A 17,601-nucleotide genomic window follows, 5' to 3' on the forward strand; every position below is an offset into this window, starting at 1 on the left:
CGCCAGGCAGGCGCAAATACCGACTCGGTTACCCGATTATGCACCACCAGGAAGTGCTCAAGATACGCACAGCAGTAAGCTAAGCCCTAACCAAGTCCAGTAATCCGGCGCTGCAGTATGCTCTGGGGTAGGCACCAGTTGCAGGGTATACTCGCCCCAACGAGTGTACCGCGCAACGGTTGGTTTACTTCGTTGGGTGCTGGGCAGAATATCAGCCGGCCGGGGCGGCGGTGCAGGGGCTGCTGACACGCCAGGAGAAGCCGGGTATCCGGAGCCGACAACGGGTTGAGCAGACGACATGCAATTCAGCAGCTGAATCCCTGCTCAGAGGATGCTGGGCTAATTTACCAGGGGCACGTTGCCGGAGCCGGGAAATATACTTCGCTGAAATACTTTCCCGTGGGGCCATCCGGATCCAGTACAGCATACTTGACTATACGCTTGCCGGCATCTTCAACTGTGCTGGTGCCCTGATGGTTTGTAAAGTCAGTTTGGGTGTAGCCCGGACAAACAGCGTTCACTTTAAAAGGGGTGTTGCGCAGCTCGTGCGCCAGATTAAGAGTGTACATGTTCAAAGCGGCCTTGGAAGCTTGGTACACCGGCAACCGGTACGCGGAGCTAGGATTGTCAAAGTCGGCAAACAAGGTGAGCGAAGCCATGGCGGTACTTACATTGACAATGCGCGGCTGCGAAGACTGCTCCAGCAAATCCAAAAATGCCTGGGTTACACCAGCCACCCCGAATACATTGGTGGCGAATACCGCTTGGTACTGCTCGAAGGTGGTGGTGCGAGCCGATTGGGCAGTGCCGCCGGAAATTCCAGCGTTGTTGACCAGTACATCCAGCACGGGTGTTTGGGCGCCAATTACAGCTCGGGCTGCTCGAACCGAGGCGGGGTCAGTAACATCAAGCTGCACGGCCTCCAGATTCAGCAGCCCGGTTGCCCGAAGTTGTTGCACGGCCCGTTGTCCGCTACCTGGGTCCCGGCTAGCGAGAAATACGAAGAAGCCCTGCTGGGCCAGCTGTTTGGCGACTTCCCGGCCAATGCCTTTGTTGGCGCCGGTTACGAGGGCATACTGCATACTGAACTAGGAGAAAATGGATGAGAAAAAGAGTTGTCGGAAGTCTGCCAGCAGCACTGCGTGACCATGCGTATTGCCGGTTGGAAAGAAGCGGTGAATGCTCGCTGGTAACCAATTTTAATCACTGGCTACCCCCGGTGCCTTTGGGGCACACTGCGCCTGGCCGCCGGACGAATGATCCGTGGCTTAACTTCACTAGGCGCTAATTACTAAGTTCTTAGAGTGCGTCGCGGTAAGTTACGGATTGGCCGCTGAGACTGCTCGGGCACTAACCACAGCAGTCGGAGAGTAGCCAAACTGCTTTTTAAAAGCGAAGGAGAAATGCGCCAGGTTCTCGAAGCCAACTTCCAGATATAGCTCCACGGGCCTGCGAGTGGTCGTGGCTAGCTGGTAGTGCGCCAACGCCAACCGCTTCCGGGTAAGCCAGCGTTGGGGGCTAAGGTGAAAGGCCTTTTGGAAGTCGCGCTTGAAGGTGGTCAGGCTGCGGCCGGTTAAGTGACTGAACGTCGCCAGGGGTAAATTAAAGCGGTAGTTAGCTTCCATAAACTCAACCAGATTCACCTTGCCCGGCTCGGCGAAATTAGCCAGCACCCGGTCGCTGAGCGGATTAAGGCTGCGCAGGATTTCCAGCACCTCCGTCAGCTTTGCGGTAAATACCTTTGCTGGTAGCGGCTGCTGGAGCTCCAGGTACGGCAACAAGGAGGCATACAAGCCCTGCAGGAGCGGATTTTCGGCAAAAAGCATGGGCTCGGCACTTATCGGCGGAGCAGGTGCTGGCAGTTGCTGCGCGTAGTAGGCCTGCACCAACGCAGTGGGCAGCGTGAGCACCAGCGCTTGGTAGGTGGCCCCGTCTTTAGGGGCTTTCAGCAGGGTAGCTGGCTGATTCCGGGGCAGGAGCAGCGTGTCGCCCGCAACGGCGTGGTGCGTACACTCGGCCTGCACCACTTTCAGCTCCCCGGATAATACCCCTACCAAAACGTGGTCGGTCAGGGTGACTTCACCCCCGTAGCGCCGGTCGCCGTTGCATACCAGTACCATGTTTGCGTAAGGGTTCAGCTGCTTGCCGATCATGGAGGGAAAAACAGTAGCCAGCCGGGTGGCTGCGGTGAGAGATGCTTAGTTGACTCTACAAAAGTAGGCCGCTTTAGTACCGCGGTACTTTGCTCAAAAGCCCAAAGTTGCTTTGTTCCACGGGCCGCCAGCCCACTTGGCACCCCTCTCTGCTAACTACTTTTACCTCCATCACCTGCCACTCACCGCAAGTGAGTTATCGAATACTACACGGTAGCTTAAACCGCCCTTCCGACACCGCTTTGGGTTTATCATCGGTGCTGCACACGGTTCCCGAGCAAGTGCCCCTAACTATTCCACTCACGACGTGCTACCTGTTCGGCGCCTACCGTAAGCAAATCTGCGGGTTGCTCACGAGTATTTTGCGTCTGGCGGAAGCCAAGCGGGTGCAGGCTCCGCGAACTGGATTGCGGGAGCTTACCGGACCAGGACCGGCCGGTCTGGCCCCTACTCGACTACTAAGCGGACGGTTTGAGGACCACACCGGAGCAGATACAGGCCCGGCGGCAGGCCGGCGACACGAAAGCTGGGGCCCGCCGGCTGCCGGCGCACTTCCCGCCCCGCCAGGTCCAGGAGGCGGTACGGGCCCGGCGGCAATTCTCCGTGAATATACACGGTCTGACGGGCCGGGTTGGGGTACACCGTCAGGCCGGCAGCAACGGCCGGCACGGAGGGGCGCACCGGCAGGACGGTACCGGAGAAGGCCCCATTCAGGCGCACGGATACGCTCACGTCGCCCCCGTTGGGCAGCAATACGTCCAGATCCCCATCGTTATCCAGGTCCGCCAAGTGCACCCCCGTTGGGTAGCTGCCGGCTCCTACGTCGGCCCCCACGGCCGGTGCCGCGAAGTTGCCGCGGCCATCGCCCAGGCGGACAGATAGCATTCCCCGATACGAGCCTGAGGTGAGGATGTCGAGGTGACCGTCCCCGTTCACGTCGCCCAAGGCCACGGCCGTCGGGTCGAAGTCTACGGCAATGTTGCCACCAGCGGGGGCGGTAAACGCGCCGGTGCCCGTGCCCAGGCGCACGGCCACGTCGTCGCCGGCCCCGTTGGCGGTTTCCATACTGGAGGCTACGAAGTCCAGCTTTCCGTCTTCGTTCACGTCCCCCAGCGCCAGGCTGCGGGCGTTCATTTCCGGCAGCCGCACCTCCGGCACCGCCGGGGCCGCAAACGCCCCCGACCCGTTCCCCAGCCGGACGGAGGCCGATTCCTGATAATTGGCCGTCAGCAGGTCCAGGTGCCCGTCGTTGTTCACGTCCCCGGCTGCCAGGGCCATCGGGTTGTCGGAGATGTAGTAGGAGATGGCCCCGGCCAGGGACCGGAACCCCCCGTTCCCATCGCCCAGGCGCACCTGCGCGGTGTATTCCGTAGCGGCCAGCAGGTCCAGGTTGCCGTCACCCGTAACATCGACCAGGACCAGGCGCTTGGCGGTGCCCGTCAGCGTGCCGGCCTCCCCCGGGGCGGGGCTGAACCCGCCCCGGCCATCACCCCAATACACCAGAATGGTACTGGTGAAGCTTCGGGTCACCTGAATGACAAAGTCCAGGTTCCCGTCGTTGTTGACATCGCCCAGGGCCAGAGCTTCGGGATACCGGCCCAAGCTAGTGAGCTCGGCCGGGGCCGGGGCCGGCGGGGGAGCAAAGCCGCCGCGGCCGTTGCCCAGGCGTACCGATACGGCGTACGTGGTACTCAGGTGCAGAAAGTCGAGGAACCCGTCGTTGTTTATATCTCCCACGGCCAGGTCCAGGGCTCCGTTTGCGACGGGCACGCGCCGGGCCGAGGGGGAGTGGAACTGGGCGGCCCCATCCCCCAGGCGCACGGACACGGAGTTGACGCTGGCCGTATTGCCGGTCCGGCGCGTGCCGTTGTTGCCCACGAGCAAATCCAGCTGCCCGTCCTTGTTCAGGTCCACTAACGCCAGGGCGCAGGGCGCCAGACCCACGCGCACGGTTGGAACGGGGGCGGCCTGGAACCGGCCGGTGCCATCGCCCACGTGCACGCTTACCCGCACCACGGATTCACTGTTGCTGGCGGCGATAAAGTCGGGGTGACCGTCGCGGTTCAGGTCCCCCACCACCACGTTGGAAGGGTTCACGCCCACGCTCACCTCCGGGGCGGGGGCGGCCCGAAATCCGCCGGTGCCGTCGCCCAGGCGCACCGAAACTGTGCTGGTAGTGCTGGTGGTGCCGTTCGCGGTGAGTAGGTCTACCTGGCCGTCGTGGTTGACATCGGCCACCGTCACGCCCAGGGCCCCCAGCCCCACGGCCACTTCCGGTACGGCCGCGGCCTGGAAGCCGCCGGCGCTGGTGGCCAGGCGGACCGCTACCTGGCTTCCCTGCGGGGTGCTGCAGGCCACCAGCAGATCGGGCCGGCCATCCCGGTTCACGTCGGCGGCCGTCACGGAGACGGGGGCCGGGTTGACGGCCACCAGCGGGGCCAGGGTGAACGTCCCTTTGCCGTCGCCGTGATAGATGAGGGCGGCCCGCTGCTGCTGCGTGGTGGTGACCAGGTCCAGGTGCCCGTCGCCGTTGAGGTCCGCCACGGCCAGCCCCCGGGGCCCGCTGCCCAGGCTCAGGCGCTGGCCGCCCGTGGCGGGAAAAGCGCCCGTACCCTGACCCAGATTCACCACCAGCATCCCGCCCACCGACGTGACGTTCAACGCAATCAAATCCAGGCGCCCATCTTCGTTGACATCCGCCAGGGCCACGTTGTGGGTAGTTGTGGAGGCGGTGCTGGCGTACTCCGGAATGGGCGCCGGCGGGGCCATGAAGCCCCCCTGCCCGTCTCCCAGGCGCACGTACACCCGGGAACTGGGCGTGTTGCTCGCCACAAAGTCAAGGTGGCCGTCGCCGTTGAGGTCGCCGGTGGCCAGGTACTGGGGGGAAAACCCGACAGTAACCTCTTCGTCGAGAAAGCGTCCGGCGGAAGCCGCCGTGGCCGTGGTAAATTGGTAGGCGGCCGCACTAGCCGGCGCGGTACCGGTTTGGCTGGTTGCCCGGGAAGTTACGGTCACCTGGACCGGCTCTCCCGCGAGCAGGGGCTGGGTGGGCACAAAGGTCAAGGTCGGTGTACCCGCCCCGGAGTAGGTACCGGGTACCCGCCCTCGCCACTGACTAATGATGCGGACGGCCTCGGGCGTGGCCGCCTGGGCACTGATAGGATGCGAGAGGGTGAGCTGTAGCGGCCCGTTGCGGGGGGCGGCAACGGCGTTGGCCCGGGGCTCCATTTGCTGGACAAAAAGTGCCTGGGCGCAGGCCCCGGTAGTCAGCAGTAAACTCAGCATGCTACCAATCAAAGAGGAGAATAACGTCATGCAGCAAAAGGATAGTGAATACCAATGAATAGGGCAAAGGAAATAGGCAGACCAGCAAAATGAAAGCATACTGCCAATATCGATACACAAGGATTGCCGTCCGGACGTGAAGGTATAGGTAGTCAGGCGCACATTGGACATGGTCTTGAAGTTGGTAACATACCTGGGCTTCAGACTCTGTTTTGCAAAACTAGCATTGCCCAGCGCGATACGCACCACCTTGCTTTTATGGGTAACGACTAGTTCAAAATCAGCGGAATAGTACGTACCAGTCAGCTGGCGTTGGAGAGATTGTGTTGCGGCTGTTTATGATCAGTTGCTGCACCTACCGATGGATGCGAACAGCAGCGGCCGAGGCGCAAGTGTTCGTGTAGCAGCAGGTTATGAAAAATCAGCCTGTTGGGTACTTTCATAGTATATTTTGACCAAAGAAGCCCTGATAGTAGGCTTTTTTAGCATATTGGACGTACTATTAGTAGGCAAAGATTCCCTAAGAAACCTTCATTTTGAGCCGAGGAAGACACGCCATTGCTGGACACGCTAATGGACTTACTCGTACGAGGGTAGGTATCCTTTATGCTCTATAGCCCAGTGTCCTATGCCCACCAATTCCCTTCCCAGCGTACGCAGGACTATTACGCGCACGAGTACCCCGCCACAGGGGCAGCGTACGAGGTTCCACTTACTTAGCCCCGAATGCGCCGCCGATTATTCACTATAGCTTGAACACTTATGAAGCCATTCCTTAAAGAACCTATTTTCGGCCAAGCTCGACGGTTCGCGCACAGCGCACCTGCAGCCTGTCATTGACTTTCTCAAAGCCCAGGGCAACGAGCCCTCCACGGGCGACGCGTTCGAGTATAACCGCGACGGGTTGGGCACTTATGGGTTTGCCCACCCGCTTGACGTGGAATTGTTGCAGCAACAGTTCGACTTTCCGCCCAGCATTCACCTATCTAGCGCTAGCTTGCACGACACCCGCAATTTTGTGCAGATCACCCAGGACTTCAGCACTCAGCCAACGCGCCACCTGACGTTTGAGTAGCTTGGGGTGGCTAGTCTATTATAAGGAGTCAGACTTTCTATCCTGCCGCTGAGGCAACTGACGGGCCGTGCCCTTCTTCTGCGTGAAGACCTGGAGTTGCTGCTGGGTTAATCCTGCGTGGTCTGCAACTTGCAGATGCAGGGCGATAAGCGTGGCCTATGAGGTCGCCTGATGCACGGTGTATATGTCTTCTTGGTCCATAATAATTAAGCCTAAGCCCGTGATGTGCGCATCTCCGGCGTGCAGGGCTACAATGGTAGACTATTACTGCTGCAGCGTCTGCTACACATAGTGGTTTTAGATCATCATACCGAAGCGGTTGATGACCTCGCGAAGTGAGTATCGAATGGGTATTACCGCCAAAAGATAATCAGTATGTTTTAGCACAAACTTCATATAAACTTTATACTAAAACATACTCTTGAATCAGGCACTACATACTCCCTATTCTACCACGACTAGTATGTACTCCTTCGATTTGGCATTTTATAAACGCCCGTCAGGCTGGCGCCACCCTGCTTATTGCCAAGCTGGACCGGCTCTCGCGCAACGCGGGCTTTATCTTTGCCCTGCGCGACTCGGGCGTGGACTTCGTCTGCTGTAACATGCCCGACGCCAATACCTTAACCGTAGGCATTTTTACCGTGCTGGCCCAGCACGAGCGGGAACTGATCAGCAAGCGAACTAAGGAAGCCCTAGCCGCTCTCAAAAGCCGGGGCGTAACGCTGGGCCGGCCAGCGAATCTAACGGCCGCGGCTATTCAGCAGGGGCAGGCGGTGCGCCAGCAGAATGCCCGGGATAACAAAGAGAACCGACAAGCAACCCGGCTGGCTGTGCTGTTGCGCCAGTAGGGCCACACCCTGCAACAGATTGCCCAGGAGCTAGCTCACGGTGACTTCCGAACCCGGCGGGGCAAGGAGTTTGATGCTACCGCCGTGCGCCGGCTGCTGCTGCGGCACGCCGCGCCACGCCACTAGATTGATACCTATAGTATATAGTATAGGTCCCCGTCACGATGGTTTTGTTGCGCACACTAGCACCTTTTAGGTAACGTGGTTAGCGAACTAGCCTGCTGATACTTTATAATTCCTACTCTTGGGCTTCCCTCAAGAGTAGCATACGTCCCCTAGTTACCTGTTATTCAGACCGGATTATCCCGTTGTGCTTAACCAACTGACTCATTTACAAAATTGACATAACAACGGCTACTCATCCTTTATTTTTTTGTATTAAAATAATATTTTTTTAAACTTATTAAACTATATACAACTGATAATCATGATTAACGGCCCTTCAAAGGCTGAAACCAAGCTCCACCATCAAAAAGCAGGAAATAGTATTAATGGATTTTTAATTTGCATTTAAACATTATATATTTTCATATTACCGGTATGCAACAAACGATACGGAGTCGGTGGGATGAAGTTAAATGCGTAATTTTTGATGTAGATGGAACGCTATACGCGCAAGACAAGCTCCGCAGATCTATGCTGAGAGCCCTAGTCCAGCATTATAGCATACGGCCCTGGAAAACTGCGGATCTGCTGATCCTACGGCGCTTCCGCCACGAACGGGAAACGCAGACGGCCTATGCCGGCCCCAATCTGGAGGCTGACCAATATGCCTGGGTAGCCCAGGGCAGCCGCTACCCCGTGGAGCGGGTACGGGCCGTGGTCCGGCACTGGATGCTGGAGCACCCCAATCAGTTTTTGCCGGCCTGCTGCTACCCGGGCGTAAGCGCGTTCTTCGCCGCTCTGCGGGCCCGCGGCATCAGTATCGGCATTTACTCTGACTATCCGGCCCAGCAAAAACTGGCCGCTCTCGGGCTGGAAGCCGATATCGTCATCAGCTCCACGGATGCGGCCATCAACCGCCTCAAGCCTCACCCCCAAGGGCTGCTGCATATTGCCCGGCAGCTGGGCCTAGCCCCTCAGCAGTGCTTATTTATTGGCGACCGGCCCGAACTGGACGGAGCCTGCGCCGCGGCGGCGGACATGCCCTTCCTACTCGTTGAGAAGCAGCCTTTTTCAGCCTTCACCTTCTACGATTCGCTTACGCGTCATCTTTCTACTACTTTCAATCCTACACGGTATGAATCAAACATCCGTTCATCTTGACTCCGAAGGTACCGAGCAGCCGCTGGTGTTGCTCCCGGCCAAGCTTAAGGACTACGTGGCCATTGCCCGTCCCGATAACTGGGCTAAAAACGTATTTATGGTGCCCGGGATGCTGTTCGCCCTCATTGTATTCGGCATGCCCCTTACCAGCGGGCTGGTGCTGAACATGTTGCTGGGAATAGTCAGCACCTGCCTGGTAGCCTCGGCCAACTACGTTATCAATGAGTACCTCGACGCAGAATTCGACAAGTTTCACCCCCTGAAGAAAAAGCGCACCTCAGTGGTGCGGGTAGTCAGTCCGGTGCTGGTGTACTCCGAGTGGTTCGGCTTGGCGGCCACCGGCCTAGCCATTGCCTATTCCATCAGCGTACAATTCCTGTGCGTGTCGGCGTTTCTGCTGTTTATGGGGGTGATGTACAACGTGCGGCCTTTCCGCACCAAGGAGCGACCCTACATTGATGTGCTGTCGGAGTCAGTTAACAACCCCATCCGATTTGCCCTGGGCTGGTTTACGGTGGCCCCGGCCCTAGCCTTTGCCACTGTAGACGCCGCTCAGCTGTTCAATTCCTTTCCGCCTACCAGCATTATCATTGCCTACTGGATGGGCGGGGCGTATCTGATGGCCACCAAGCGCTTCGCCGAGTACCGCCTCATCGGGGACCCGGAGCGGGCTGGCCTCTACCGCCGCTCATTTAAGTTCTACACCGAGCATAGCCTGCTCATTTCCATGTTCTTCTACGCCCTCACTTCGGCGTTTTTCCTGGGTATTTTCCTGATTAAGAATCGGGTAGAGTTACTGATAAGCTTTCCCTTCTTTGCCCTGCTCTTTTCCTGGTACCTGCGTATCGGCCTGCTACAGGACTCGCCCGTGCAGGGCTCCGAGAAGCTCTACACCCGCAAGTGGTTTATGCTGTATGTGGTCCTGTTCTGCGTGATGCTCACGGCCCTCATGTTCGTGGATCTGCCCGGCCTGCATACTCTGCTCGAGGACCACTTCAAGCTTAACGGCTAAGGGCACCCCGGCTGCCTTCCTTTCCCGGCCCTTCCTTTCCCGCTGCTATGCTGGCCAACTTCAAGTCGACCTCGTCTGCCACCCTGCCCGCGTGGCGGCCCGCTTCGGCGGCCTCACGCTCTTTCCCCCGCAGCCGCCCGGATGCCGCCCGGCTACTGCTGGCCCTGGTGCTGGCCCTGGGCGTGGGCGTACGCCTGTTTCACTACTTCGACAACCGCTCCTTTTTCATTGACGAAATTTACTTGAACGTCAATACCATTAAGCTCGGGTTCTGGGAGCTGGCTACCCGGCCGTTCGAGTACGAGCAGAAGGCTCCCATCGGCTACCTCTGGGCCACCCGCCTGTGCGTGCTGCTGCTGGGCAAAAAGGAAATGGCCCTGCGCCTGTTTCCCCTGCTCTGCGGCCTGGGCACGCTGGCGGTGTTCACCAGCCTAGCCCGCCACTACCTGCAAACCTGGGGGGCGGTAGTAGCCGTGGGCGTGCTGGCTCTTTCCCCGCCCATCATCTACCATTCCGTGGAAGCCAAGCAGTACAGCACCGAGCTGTTGATGGCCACCCTGGCCCTGTGGCTCTACTGGAAGTTTCACGCCCGCACTTCCCTCGGGGCCCTGCTGACCTGGGGCGTGCTGGGGGCCGCAGTGCTCTGGTTTTCGTTTTCGGCCATTTTTGTGCTGGCCAGTATTGCTAGTGTCATCAGTGCCCGCTGGCTGTTTACTACCCGTTGGCGGAAGCTGGCCCTGTACCTGATTCCGTTTTCACTGTGGCTGATCAGCTTTGCGGTGCAGTACTACTTTATTATCAGCAAGTATCCGCAGTCGGGCTGGCTGATTGACTTCTTTGCCAAGGTCTACGACGGGTTCATGCCCTTGCCGCCGACTTCCCTGGCCGAACTGAAGTGGTACGGGCAGCGGCCCTACAACCTACTGGTGCACCCGCTGGGCCTGCTGCTGACCCTGGACGGGGAGTTGGCGGCCTGGCAGAGCAGCCCGTGGCGCTACCTCTTCAAGCTGGGCTGGCTGCCGGCGGGCTTGGTGCTGGGCGGCCTGGCCGGGCTGCTGCGGCGGCACCGCCCGCTGTTTTTCTGCCTGCTGCTGCCGCTCCTGCTGACGCTGCTAGCCTCGGGAATGAGGGCCTACCCATTCTATGGACGCTTCACGCTGTTTCTGGCCCCGGCCCTGCTGCTGTTTCTGGGGGAGGGGGTGGATGGACTCCGCAAGCTGCTGGCCCGGCGGCGGGAACTGTTCGGGGCGGTGCTCGCACTGCTGGCCCTGCCCCTGCTTGTCAACACCGGCCGCCAATTGGCCGACCGGGACTTGTTCATGAACTACGAGGACAACCGGGGCCCGCTGCTCTACATCAACCAGCACTACCAGCCTGGCGACGTGGTCTACGTGTTCTGGAACATGACCCATGCCTACCAGTACTACAAGGCGGCCTATCCCCTACGCTACACCGCCCGGCAGGGCCGCAACCTCAAAAACGAGGCCACTGGCCCGGCCGACTTTCTGCGCCGCATGCAGCCGGAACTGGCCGCCTTGCGGGGCAACAAGCGGGTTTGGTTTGTCTTCGACTACCTCAACCGCAACACCATCGGGGAGTATGTGCAGCAGCCGGCCTGGTACCATACCCAGTACTTCTACGCCACCACCGAGGTGCAAAGACAGCTGGGTCAGCTGGGCCGCAGGGTAGAGGAGTACCACAGCAAGCCCTACAACCACTACCCCCACACCGCCGTGTTGTACGAGCTGAACCCTGAGCAACATCGTGCGCAGGGGCAAGTTAAAGCCCACTGGTTAATGGGTTATCCCAACTAAGCGCCGGACCAGTACGGTGCCAACCTGCCCAACGAACCAGGAGCCGGGGTAGGGTGGAGCCTGCCAAGAAGGCTTAGAGGGAAACGGGGGAATCAGGCAAGCAGACGGCAGTGCTCGGCTGGTGCAACTCCTGGCGCGCCGGTCCTAGTTACGGCAGCACGGGGCCCAAGGCATCGTAGATGACCACTTTCTCCCAGTAGACGGCGTAGTGCTGCCGGAAGGCATCGTGGATGGGGTCCCGCTGATACTCTTCCTCCTGCTCGGCGCTGTCAAACAGGCACAGCCAGGAGTAGGTATACGTGCGCTCAATCACCTCGCGGGTCGTGTCGGCCGGGGTGCCGATGTGCGCCAGCTTGATAGCGGGGATGCGCGCGAGCTTCTGCAGGCCTTCCAGCAGGATAGCCTTGTCAGCCTCGCTGGCGCCGGCGGGCGTGTAAAACAACACATGATGCACAAAAAGGGCGGGTTGGGCGGCAGCAGTCATGAGGTTGGGGCAGTGGAAGGGAAAACGATTCCGGGGCAAGATGGGCCGGATCTGGACAAGATCCTCGGCAGGGGCCGAGAAATTCGCTGGTGTCGCCTGGAGATGCTACGGTCCCACTTGTCCTTTGAACCAAGCCTCAGGGTGCTACATGCTCACCCCAGATCATTACTGCTGGCTCAGGGGGCTGACAGCTGGCCAGCACTTACAGCCGCCGGGCCACCTATGTGCTGGCGGGCGCAGTGCTTTCCAGTAGCTGCTGGTGCTGGGAGCCCCAGTCGCGCAGCAGAAATATGATAGGTTCCAAAGTTTCGGCGTAGGGTAGTTCCAGTAGAGTTGGCAGCCTAGCTACGGATGGATCCCCATACTACACGCAATACTGCGCGATAGAGCTATCAAAAACTGCGCAATGTGGTGCATGAGACGTCCCATATTCTTCGCTGATGAATGTAGGCAGGTAGAACTAGTTGAGAAGCAATAATAACAGAGTGCGCACAAAGATGGGGGTTGTGAACTAGCTCGGGTACCACCTCCGGCTTACAAGCCGGAGGTGGTACCCGAGCTATACGATCCTGAAAATACTGGTTATCATGACCTTACGGCAGCATCGTTTGTTGGATCTACTTTGCCGTAGGTACAAAGTAGATTGTTAAATGCCAGCTAGGGCAGTTTAGATAGGCGCTGCGTCAATTCCTGAAGCCCCCGTGCTCCCAAGCCACTATAGAGTATTTTGCCCTTGTACACCAATATAAAGGTGGGGTATTCGTGAATCCCCCAACTGCGTGAGCAAGGAATGCGCTGTGTTGGCAGATACGACGATATTAGACCTCCGGCAGGGTAGAAGGCGGGGCTAGCACGTGGAAATAGGCGGCTCAAGTAGCCAGTTAATGCCTTTCTGCAGCCACTGCTGGGTGGCTGCCTCCGGGGAGCCGGGGGCGGGCTGCTGGTTATAGTGCCACTGGCACTGCGGCGGCAGGCTCATCAGGATACTTTCGGTGCGGCCGCCGGTTTCCAACCCGAAGCGGGTGCCCCGGTCAAGGGCCAGGTTAAACTCGGCGTAGCGCCCCCGGCGCACCAACTGCCACTGCTTCTGCTCAGTGGTGTAAGGCAGGTCTGCATTCTGGCGCATAATGGCCGAATAGCTGCGCCCGTATACTTGGCCTACGGCCTGCACAAAGGCAAATAGCGCATCGAAGGAGCCATCCTTCTCCACCATTAGGCGGTCGAAAAAGATGCCGCCCACCCCCCGGGTTTCTTGGCGGTGCGGCAGGTAAAAGTACTCGTCGGCCCACTGCTTGAAACGGGGGTAATACGCGGGGTTGTGGAGGGCGCAAACGGCCTCGATCTGCTGGTGAAACCAGCGGGCCTGCTCCACATCCACGTAAATGGGCGTCAAATCCAGGCCCCCGCCAAACCAGGCTTCCCCGTTGGCGGCCTCGAAGTAGCGCACGTTCATGTGCGAAATGGGTACCAGCGGGCTGCGCGGGTGCTGCACCACCGATACGCCCGTGGCAAAGTAGCCCGGGTCGGGCATCAGCAGCAACTGGGCGGCCTGTTCGCTCATAGTGCCCCACACGGCGGAAAACGCAACCCCGCCTTTTTCCAGCACTTGCCCGTGCTGCAATACCCGGGTGCGGCCGCCCCCGCCGCCCGGGTGCTGCCAGGCATCCTGCTGGAAGCGCACGGTGCCGCCATCGGCCGCTTCCAGTTCCTGACAAAGCCAGTCCTGAAACTGGCGCATCCATTCTTCCACCACAGTACGCCGGGAAACCAAGGGTAGAGGCTCGGAAATACTCATTTTGCAAACGGTAAAAACAGCGAAAACAGAAATGTAAGTGGGCTGCATTTAGTGCTCCGCCACTAGTGCTCCGCCGCCCAGGCGGGCAGCAGCCGAACCCGCTGCTCACGCTCCAGCCGCTCGGCGCACTTCTCGCAGCAGGCCCCGGCAGTTGGGCGCTCGGCAGCCCGCAGGACCAGCATTGGAATCTGGGTGTGATAGGCGCGGGTAGTGGTGTAGCACCTATCGAAGTACTGCAGCACTTGCCCCGGACTACCAGGCGCGATGATGAGCAGTTGGGCCTGGGTGCGGGCGCAGAACTCGCTGCTGCCTTCCAGCGGGGCGTCGTCTTCTAGCAGGTGGGGGGTAGTGAGCGGCCAGGTAAGCTGAGTTGCAGCCTGAAGTACTGCTTGCTTGAGCTGACGGCGTTGGGGCCGCTGCGCGGGCGAGTAGAACTGCACCAAATCCAGGGGAGCCGGAAATGCCTCGCGCAGGGCCGATAAGCGGGGGAGCACGTGCAGGGGGAGGGTAGCGAAATCGGTGCTAAAAGCAAGGCGGTTGGGCAGAGTACGGCGGCCGGGCGGCACTACCAGCACCGGGCAGCTCACTAGCTCGGTAATGGCGGCGGCGTGGTTGCCGGGGGGCGCTTGCCGGTTGCAGTCGATGTGCTCCAGGCCCATCACGACCAGGTCGGCGGCACAGCGGGCAGCTTCTGCGGTGACGTGGTCGTGCAGGCAGCCCGCGAGCACGCGGTAGTAGTAGCGGATGCGGCGGCCATCCTGGCGCGTGAGCTGCTGGTAGCGCAGGCGCTCCACCAGGCTGCACAGGCGCTGTTGCTGGGCGGGCAGGTTGGTGGCCGGCTGCCAGGGTCCGGCGCCGGGGTGGCAGTAGAGCAGCACAATTTCCGCGGGCCAGCGCACGGCCAACTTGTTGGCGTAGGCCAGAGTGTGTTCGGCAGCAGCGGTGTGGTCGAGCGGAACAAGAATAGTTTTCATGGAGGAAGGTTGTCCAGTAAAGAAATTAGTGGCACAAGTGGCGGCTGGCACGGTGGGGGGAGGGGGCAGCCACGGGGGAGGCCGTAAGCGGCGGGCTGAGGTAGGGAATGCCCAAGCCCAGGCCGCGCACGATGAAGAGGATTGCCAGCAAAGAGGCCGCGTAGGGAACTACCTGCCGGAGCCGGGCGCGCCAGCACAGCGGCACCAGCTGGCCGGTGAGCGACAAGGCCAGCATCAGGGGCAAAGTGCCCAGCCCAAAGCACGCCATGTAGCCCGCCGCGCCCAGTATCCCCGGTGCGCTCAAGGCCCCCGCCAGCGCCAGGTACACTAGGCCGCAGGGAAGCAGCCCATTCAGCAAGCCGGCACCGTAGAGCGCCCAGCCCGAGGTACGCTGAAACAGCCCCGCCAGCAGCAGTTTTACCCGGTTCAGGGGCCGCGCCAGACCCAGCCACCCAGCCCCAGGGCCCGCCCAGCGCTCCGGCACGGCCACCAACAGCAGAATCAGGCAGCCCGAGGCAACGGACAGACTTTGCTGCAAACCGGCCAGCCGCAGGCCGTGGCCCGCCAGCCCCGCCAAGGCCCCCAGGGCCGCGTAGGTGGTGGTGCGCCCCAGGTTATACAGCAGGCGGCCGGCCCCAAAGCTGGCCCCGCGCAGCAGGGAGGCTCCGGGCCTGCCGGGCAGCGCCAGAGCAATAGCCCCGCACATGCCCACGCAGTGGAAGCTCCCGAGTAACCCAAAAATAAAACCGGCCCAAAGCATTGAAAAAGCAGAAAAGCGTGCCTGAATGCTGGGGCAAGTACGCCCACCCGGGCCGGGGCCAACATGACGAAAGTCAGTCGGGAAGGGTGATAGTTCTCTCCACGCAGTAGGCTTGCCCGCCCGCCGTGAAATCCAGGCGTACGCGCCAGTAGCCCGCTGGCATTTTCGCGGTGCTGACCTGCTGCTGCAAGGCAGTGGAGGGGCGCAGGGGCAGGGAAAAATCCAGGCGCTGATCCGAGGGCCGAAACAAGTGAATGGTACCTGCTACCGGCTGGCCCGCCATGGCGGCCGGTAACTGCAGGCGCAGGCGCCGGGTAGCCGCATCGGGCTCAATTTGCACTGGTGCAGGCAGGGCGGCAGTGCGGGCCACGGTTTCCATGCGCTGCTGGTAAGTTAGCTCCTGCTGGTAGTAGTCGGGGCTGACCAGCTCCACGCTTGTGCGCATAGCCTGCTGCACGAGGTAACCGATAAAGCTGGCAAACAGCACAAACGCCGCTACAATGGCGTAGGGCCAGCGCGTGCGTTTTGGGGCGGGAGAAGTTCTGATAGGCATAGGAGCTGTACTGTTGAACTAGGTGGGCTACTGCACTGGCCCCAGAAACTTGGTGCTGGTTTCGGCCACCAGCTGGTTGCCGCGGAACAGGCCGATGCGCAGGGGCTGGTTGGTGCGGTGCAAGGCCGCGCGGGGCAGCTCAGCAAAAAACACGCCCTCCACCAGGCCCTGGGCCGGCAGCGTCAGGGCCGGGCTGCCCACCAGCGAAATGCGGCCTTGAGTGGGCTCCAGCACCCGCAGGGTGAGAGCGTAGGGGGCGTTGGTTTTGTTGATGATGGAGATGTTGTAGAGGTTGGTGATTGTGCCCTGGGCGGTTTTCTGGTACAGCTGGCCCGGAGTGCGGAGCACCGTGGCCTGCACGTTGGCGCGCGATACCAATAAGCCCGTCAGCACGGCCAGCAGCACCACCAGCACCCCCGAGTAGGCCTTCACCCGGCCCGTGAGGCGGAAGCGGGTGCCCTCGGCAATGGCATGCACGGAGGCGTACCGAATCAGGTTCTGGGGCAGACCGGCCAGGTCCATCATGCGGTTGCAGGCATCGATGCAGGCCGTGCAGTTGATGCACTCGAGTTGAGTAGCCCCGTTGCGGATATCAATGCCGGTGGGGCAGACCTGCACGCATTGGTGGCAGTCGATGCAGTCGCCGGCGGTGCGCACCTGGTTTTTGCGCAGCTTCGCGCGCGTTTCGCCCCGGCGGTAATCGTAGGCCACCACCAGGCTATCCTTGTCGAGCAACACGCCCTGCAGGCGGCCGTAGGGGCAGGCAATGGTGCACACCTGCTCCCGAAACCGGGCAAACACGGCGTAGAACACCCCCGTGAACAAGGTTATCGAGGTCAGGCCGCCCAGGTGCTCCTTCGGTGAGTCGGTGATGATGCCCAGCAGCTCCTCGGCGCCGATGATGTAGGCCAGGAAGGTGTTGGCAATCAGAAACGAAATAGCCAGAAACAGCGCGTGCTTGGTGGTTTTACGCCAGATTTTGTTCCAGGTCCAGGCGGCGCGGTCAAGGGCTTTTTGCTGGGGCGCATCACCTTCCAGCCAGTACTCGATGCGCCGGAACACCATTTCCAGGAAGATGGTCTGGGGGCAGACCCACCCGCAGAAGACCCGCCCGTACACCACCGTAAACAGGATGATGAACACCAGGAACGTGAGCGAGGCCAGCAGCAGAATAAAGAAGTCCTGGGGCCAGAAAATCTGCCCGAAGATGATGAAGCGCCGCGCCGGCAGGTTCAGCATCAGCACCGGCAGGCCGCCCACGCGCAGCCAGGGCCCCGCGAATAGCATCGCCAGTAACCCGTAGCTCAGCCAGGAGCGCAGCCGGTAGAGCCGCCCAACCGGCTGCTTAGGATACAACCACACCCGATGCCCGGCCGCGTCCACCGTCGCAATGGAGTCGCGGTACGAATCGTCGGGTTTGAACTGAGCTACGGACATGGAACGGGGTACTGCGAAAGGTGAAACTGCGGCTCCAGGGCCCCGGTCGGACGCCTCTGGCGTCGGACCGGTTGGCTTCGTGCTGACTGCCAGCCGATAGGGTTCAGGCGGACACGAGAGGTAGGCCGACGTCGTTCTGGCG

The 17,601-nt window shown here is 60.6% G+C and carries 14 protein-coding genes; 5 read left to right on the top strand and 9 right to left on the bottom strand.

Annotated features, from left to right (window positions below; all coding sequences use genetic code 11):
* Nucleotides 1-344 precede the first annotated feature (344 nt).
* The 3 genes from ABIB60_RS18100 to ABIB60_RS18110 all read right to left on the bottom strand — a co-directional run bounded on the left by ABIB60_RS18100 (nucleotide 345) and on the right by ABIB60_RS18110 (nucleotide 5,468).
* Nucleotides 345-1,082: an SDR family oxidoreductase gene (locus ABIB60_RS18100; protein ID WP_354581890.1), complete on the bottom strand. Its 738-nt coding sequence runs from the start codon at nucleotides 1,080-1,082 to the stop codon at nucleotides 345-347.
* 237 nt (nucleotides 1,083-1,319) lie between these two features.
* Nucleotides 1,320-2,120, bottom strand: coding sequence for a helix-turn-helix domain-containing protein (locus ABIB60_RS18105; RefSeq protein WP_354581891.1), 801 nt, complete (start codon nucleotides 2,118-2,120; stop codon nucleotides 1,320-1,322).
* Between the two features lie 480 nt (nucleotides 2,121-2,600).
* Nucleotides 2,601-5,468, bottom strand: a complete 2,868-nt coding sequence (locus tag ABIB60_RS18110; protein ID WP_354581892.1) for an FG-GAP-like repeat-containing protein — start codon at nucleotides 5,466-5,468, stop codon at nucleotides 2,601-2,603.
* Between the two features lie 1,575 nt (nucleotides 5,469-7,043).
* On the opposite strand from ABIB60_RS18110, the gene ABIB60_RS18115 reads away from it, so the two are divergent.
* The 5 genes from ABIB60_RS18115 (at nucleotide 7,044) to ABIB60_RS18135 (ending at nucleotide 11,456) form a co-directional block, all read left to right on the top strand.
* Entirely contained in the window at nucleotides 7,044-7,364 is a 321-nt protein-coding gene (locus ABIB60_RS18115) for a recombinase family protein (RefSeq protein ID WP_502915137.1), read from the top strand.
* Between the two features lie 9 nt (nucleotides 7,365-7,373).
* Nucleotides 7,374-7,490 (top strand): hypothetical protein, encoded by a 117-nt coding sequence (locus ABIB60_RS18120; RefSeq protein WP_354581967.1) that lies wholly within the window; start codon nucleotides 7,374-7,376, stop codon nucleotides 7,488-7,490.
* Nucleotides 7,491-7,904: 414 nt separating this feature from the next.
* Complete coding sequence (locus ABIB60_RS18125; protein WP_354581893.1) at nucleotides 7,905-8,630, top strand: HAD family hydrolase; 726 nt, start codon at nucleotides 7,905-7,907, stop codon at nucleotides 8,628-8,630.
* Entirely contained in the window at nucleotides 8,605-9,642 is a 1,038-nt protein-coding gene (locus tag ABIB60_RS18130) for a UbiA family prenyltransferase (protein ID WP_354581894.1), read from the top strand. Before ABIB60_RS18125 ends, ABIB60_RS18130 begins: the two co-directional genes overlap by 26 nt.
* A gap of 47 nt (nucleotides 9,643-9,689) precedes the next feature.
* Nucleotides 9,690-11,456, top strand: a complete 1,767-nt coding sequence (locus tag ABIB60_RS18135) for an ArnT family glycosyltransferase (protein ID WP_354581895.1) — start codon at nucleotides 9,690-9,692, stop codon at nucleotides 11,454-11,456.
* Nucleotides 11,457-11,604: 148 nt separating this feature from the next.
* Here ABIB60_RS18135 and ABIB60_RS18140 read toward each other — a convergent pair whose 3' ends face one another.
* The 6 genes from ABIB60_RS18140 to ccoG all read right to left on the bottom strand — a co-directional run bounded on the left by ABIB60_RS18140 (nucleotide 11,605) and on the right by ccoG (nucleotide 17,459).
* Nucleotides 11,605-11,940, bottom strand: coding sequence for a Dabb family protein (locus ABIB60_RS18140; RefSeq protein WP_354581896.1), 336 nt, complete (start codon nucleotides 11,938-11,940; stop codon nucleotides 11,605-11,607).
* Between the two features lie 847 nt (nucleotides 11,941-12,787).
* A complete protein-coding gene (hemF, locus tag ABIB60_RS18145; RefSeq protein ID WP_354581897.1) occupies nucleotides 12,788-13,735 on the bottom strand; it encodes an oxygen-dependent coproporphyrinogen oxidase in 948 nt (315 codons plus the stop codon).
* 62 nt (nucleotides 13,736-13,797) lie between these two features.
* Nucleotides 13,798-14,709, bottom strand: a complete 912-nt coding sequence (locus ABIB60_RS18150; RefSeq protein WP_354581898.1) for a universal stress protein — start codon at nucleotides 14,707-14,709, stop codon at nucleotides 13,798-13,800.
* A gap of 25 nt (nucleotides 14,710-14,734) precedes the next feature.
* The gene (locus tag ABIB60_RS18155; RefSeq protein ID WP_354581899.1) at nucleotides 14,735-15,469 is read right to left on the bottom strand and encodes a sulfite exporter TauE/SafE family protein; all 735 of its coding nucleotides are present in this window, start codon (nucleotides 15,467-15,469) and stop codon (nucleotides 14,735-14,737) included.
* A 73-nt stretch (nucleotides 15,470-15,542) separates the two neighbouring features.
* Nucleotides 15,543-16,022, bottom strand: coding sequence for a FixH family protein (locus ABIB60_RS18160; RefSeq protein ID WP_354581900.1), 480 nt, complete (start codon nucleotides 16,020-16,022; stop codon nucleotides 15,543-15,545).
* Between the two features lie 27 nt (nucleotides 16,023-16,049).
* The gene (ccoG, locus tag ABIB60_RS18165; RefSeq protein WP_354581901.1) at nucleotides 16,050-17,459 is read right to left on the bottom strand and encodes a cytochrome c oxidase accessory protein CcoG; all 1,410 of its coding nucleotides are present in this window, start codon (nucleotides 17,457-17,459) and stop codon (nucleotides 16,050-16,052) included.
* Between the last annotated feature and the right edge of the window lie 142 nt (nucleotides 17,460-17,601).

This window comes from Hymenobacter sp. UYP22 (genome assembly GCF_040547285.1).
In the GTDB taxonomy this organism is placed as follows: domain Bacteria; phylum Bacteroidota; class Bacteroidia; order Cytophagales; family Hymenobacteraceae; genus Hymenobacter.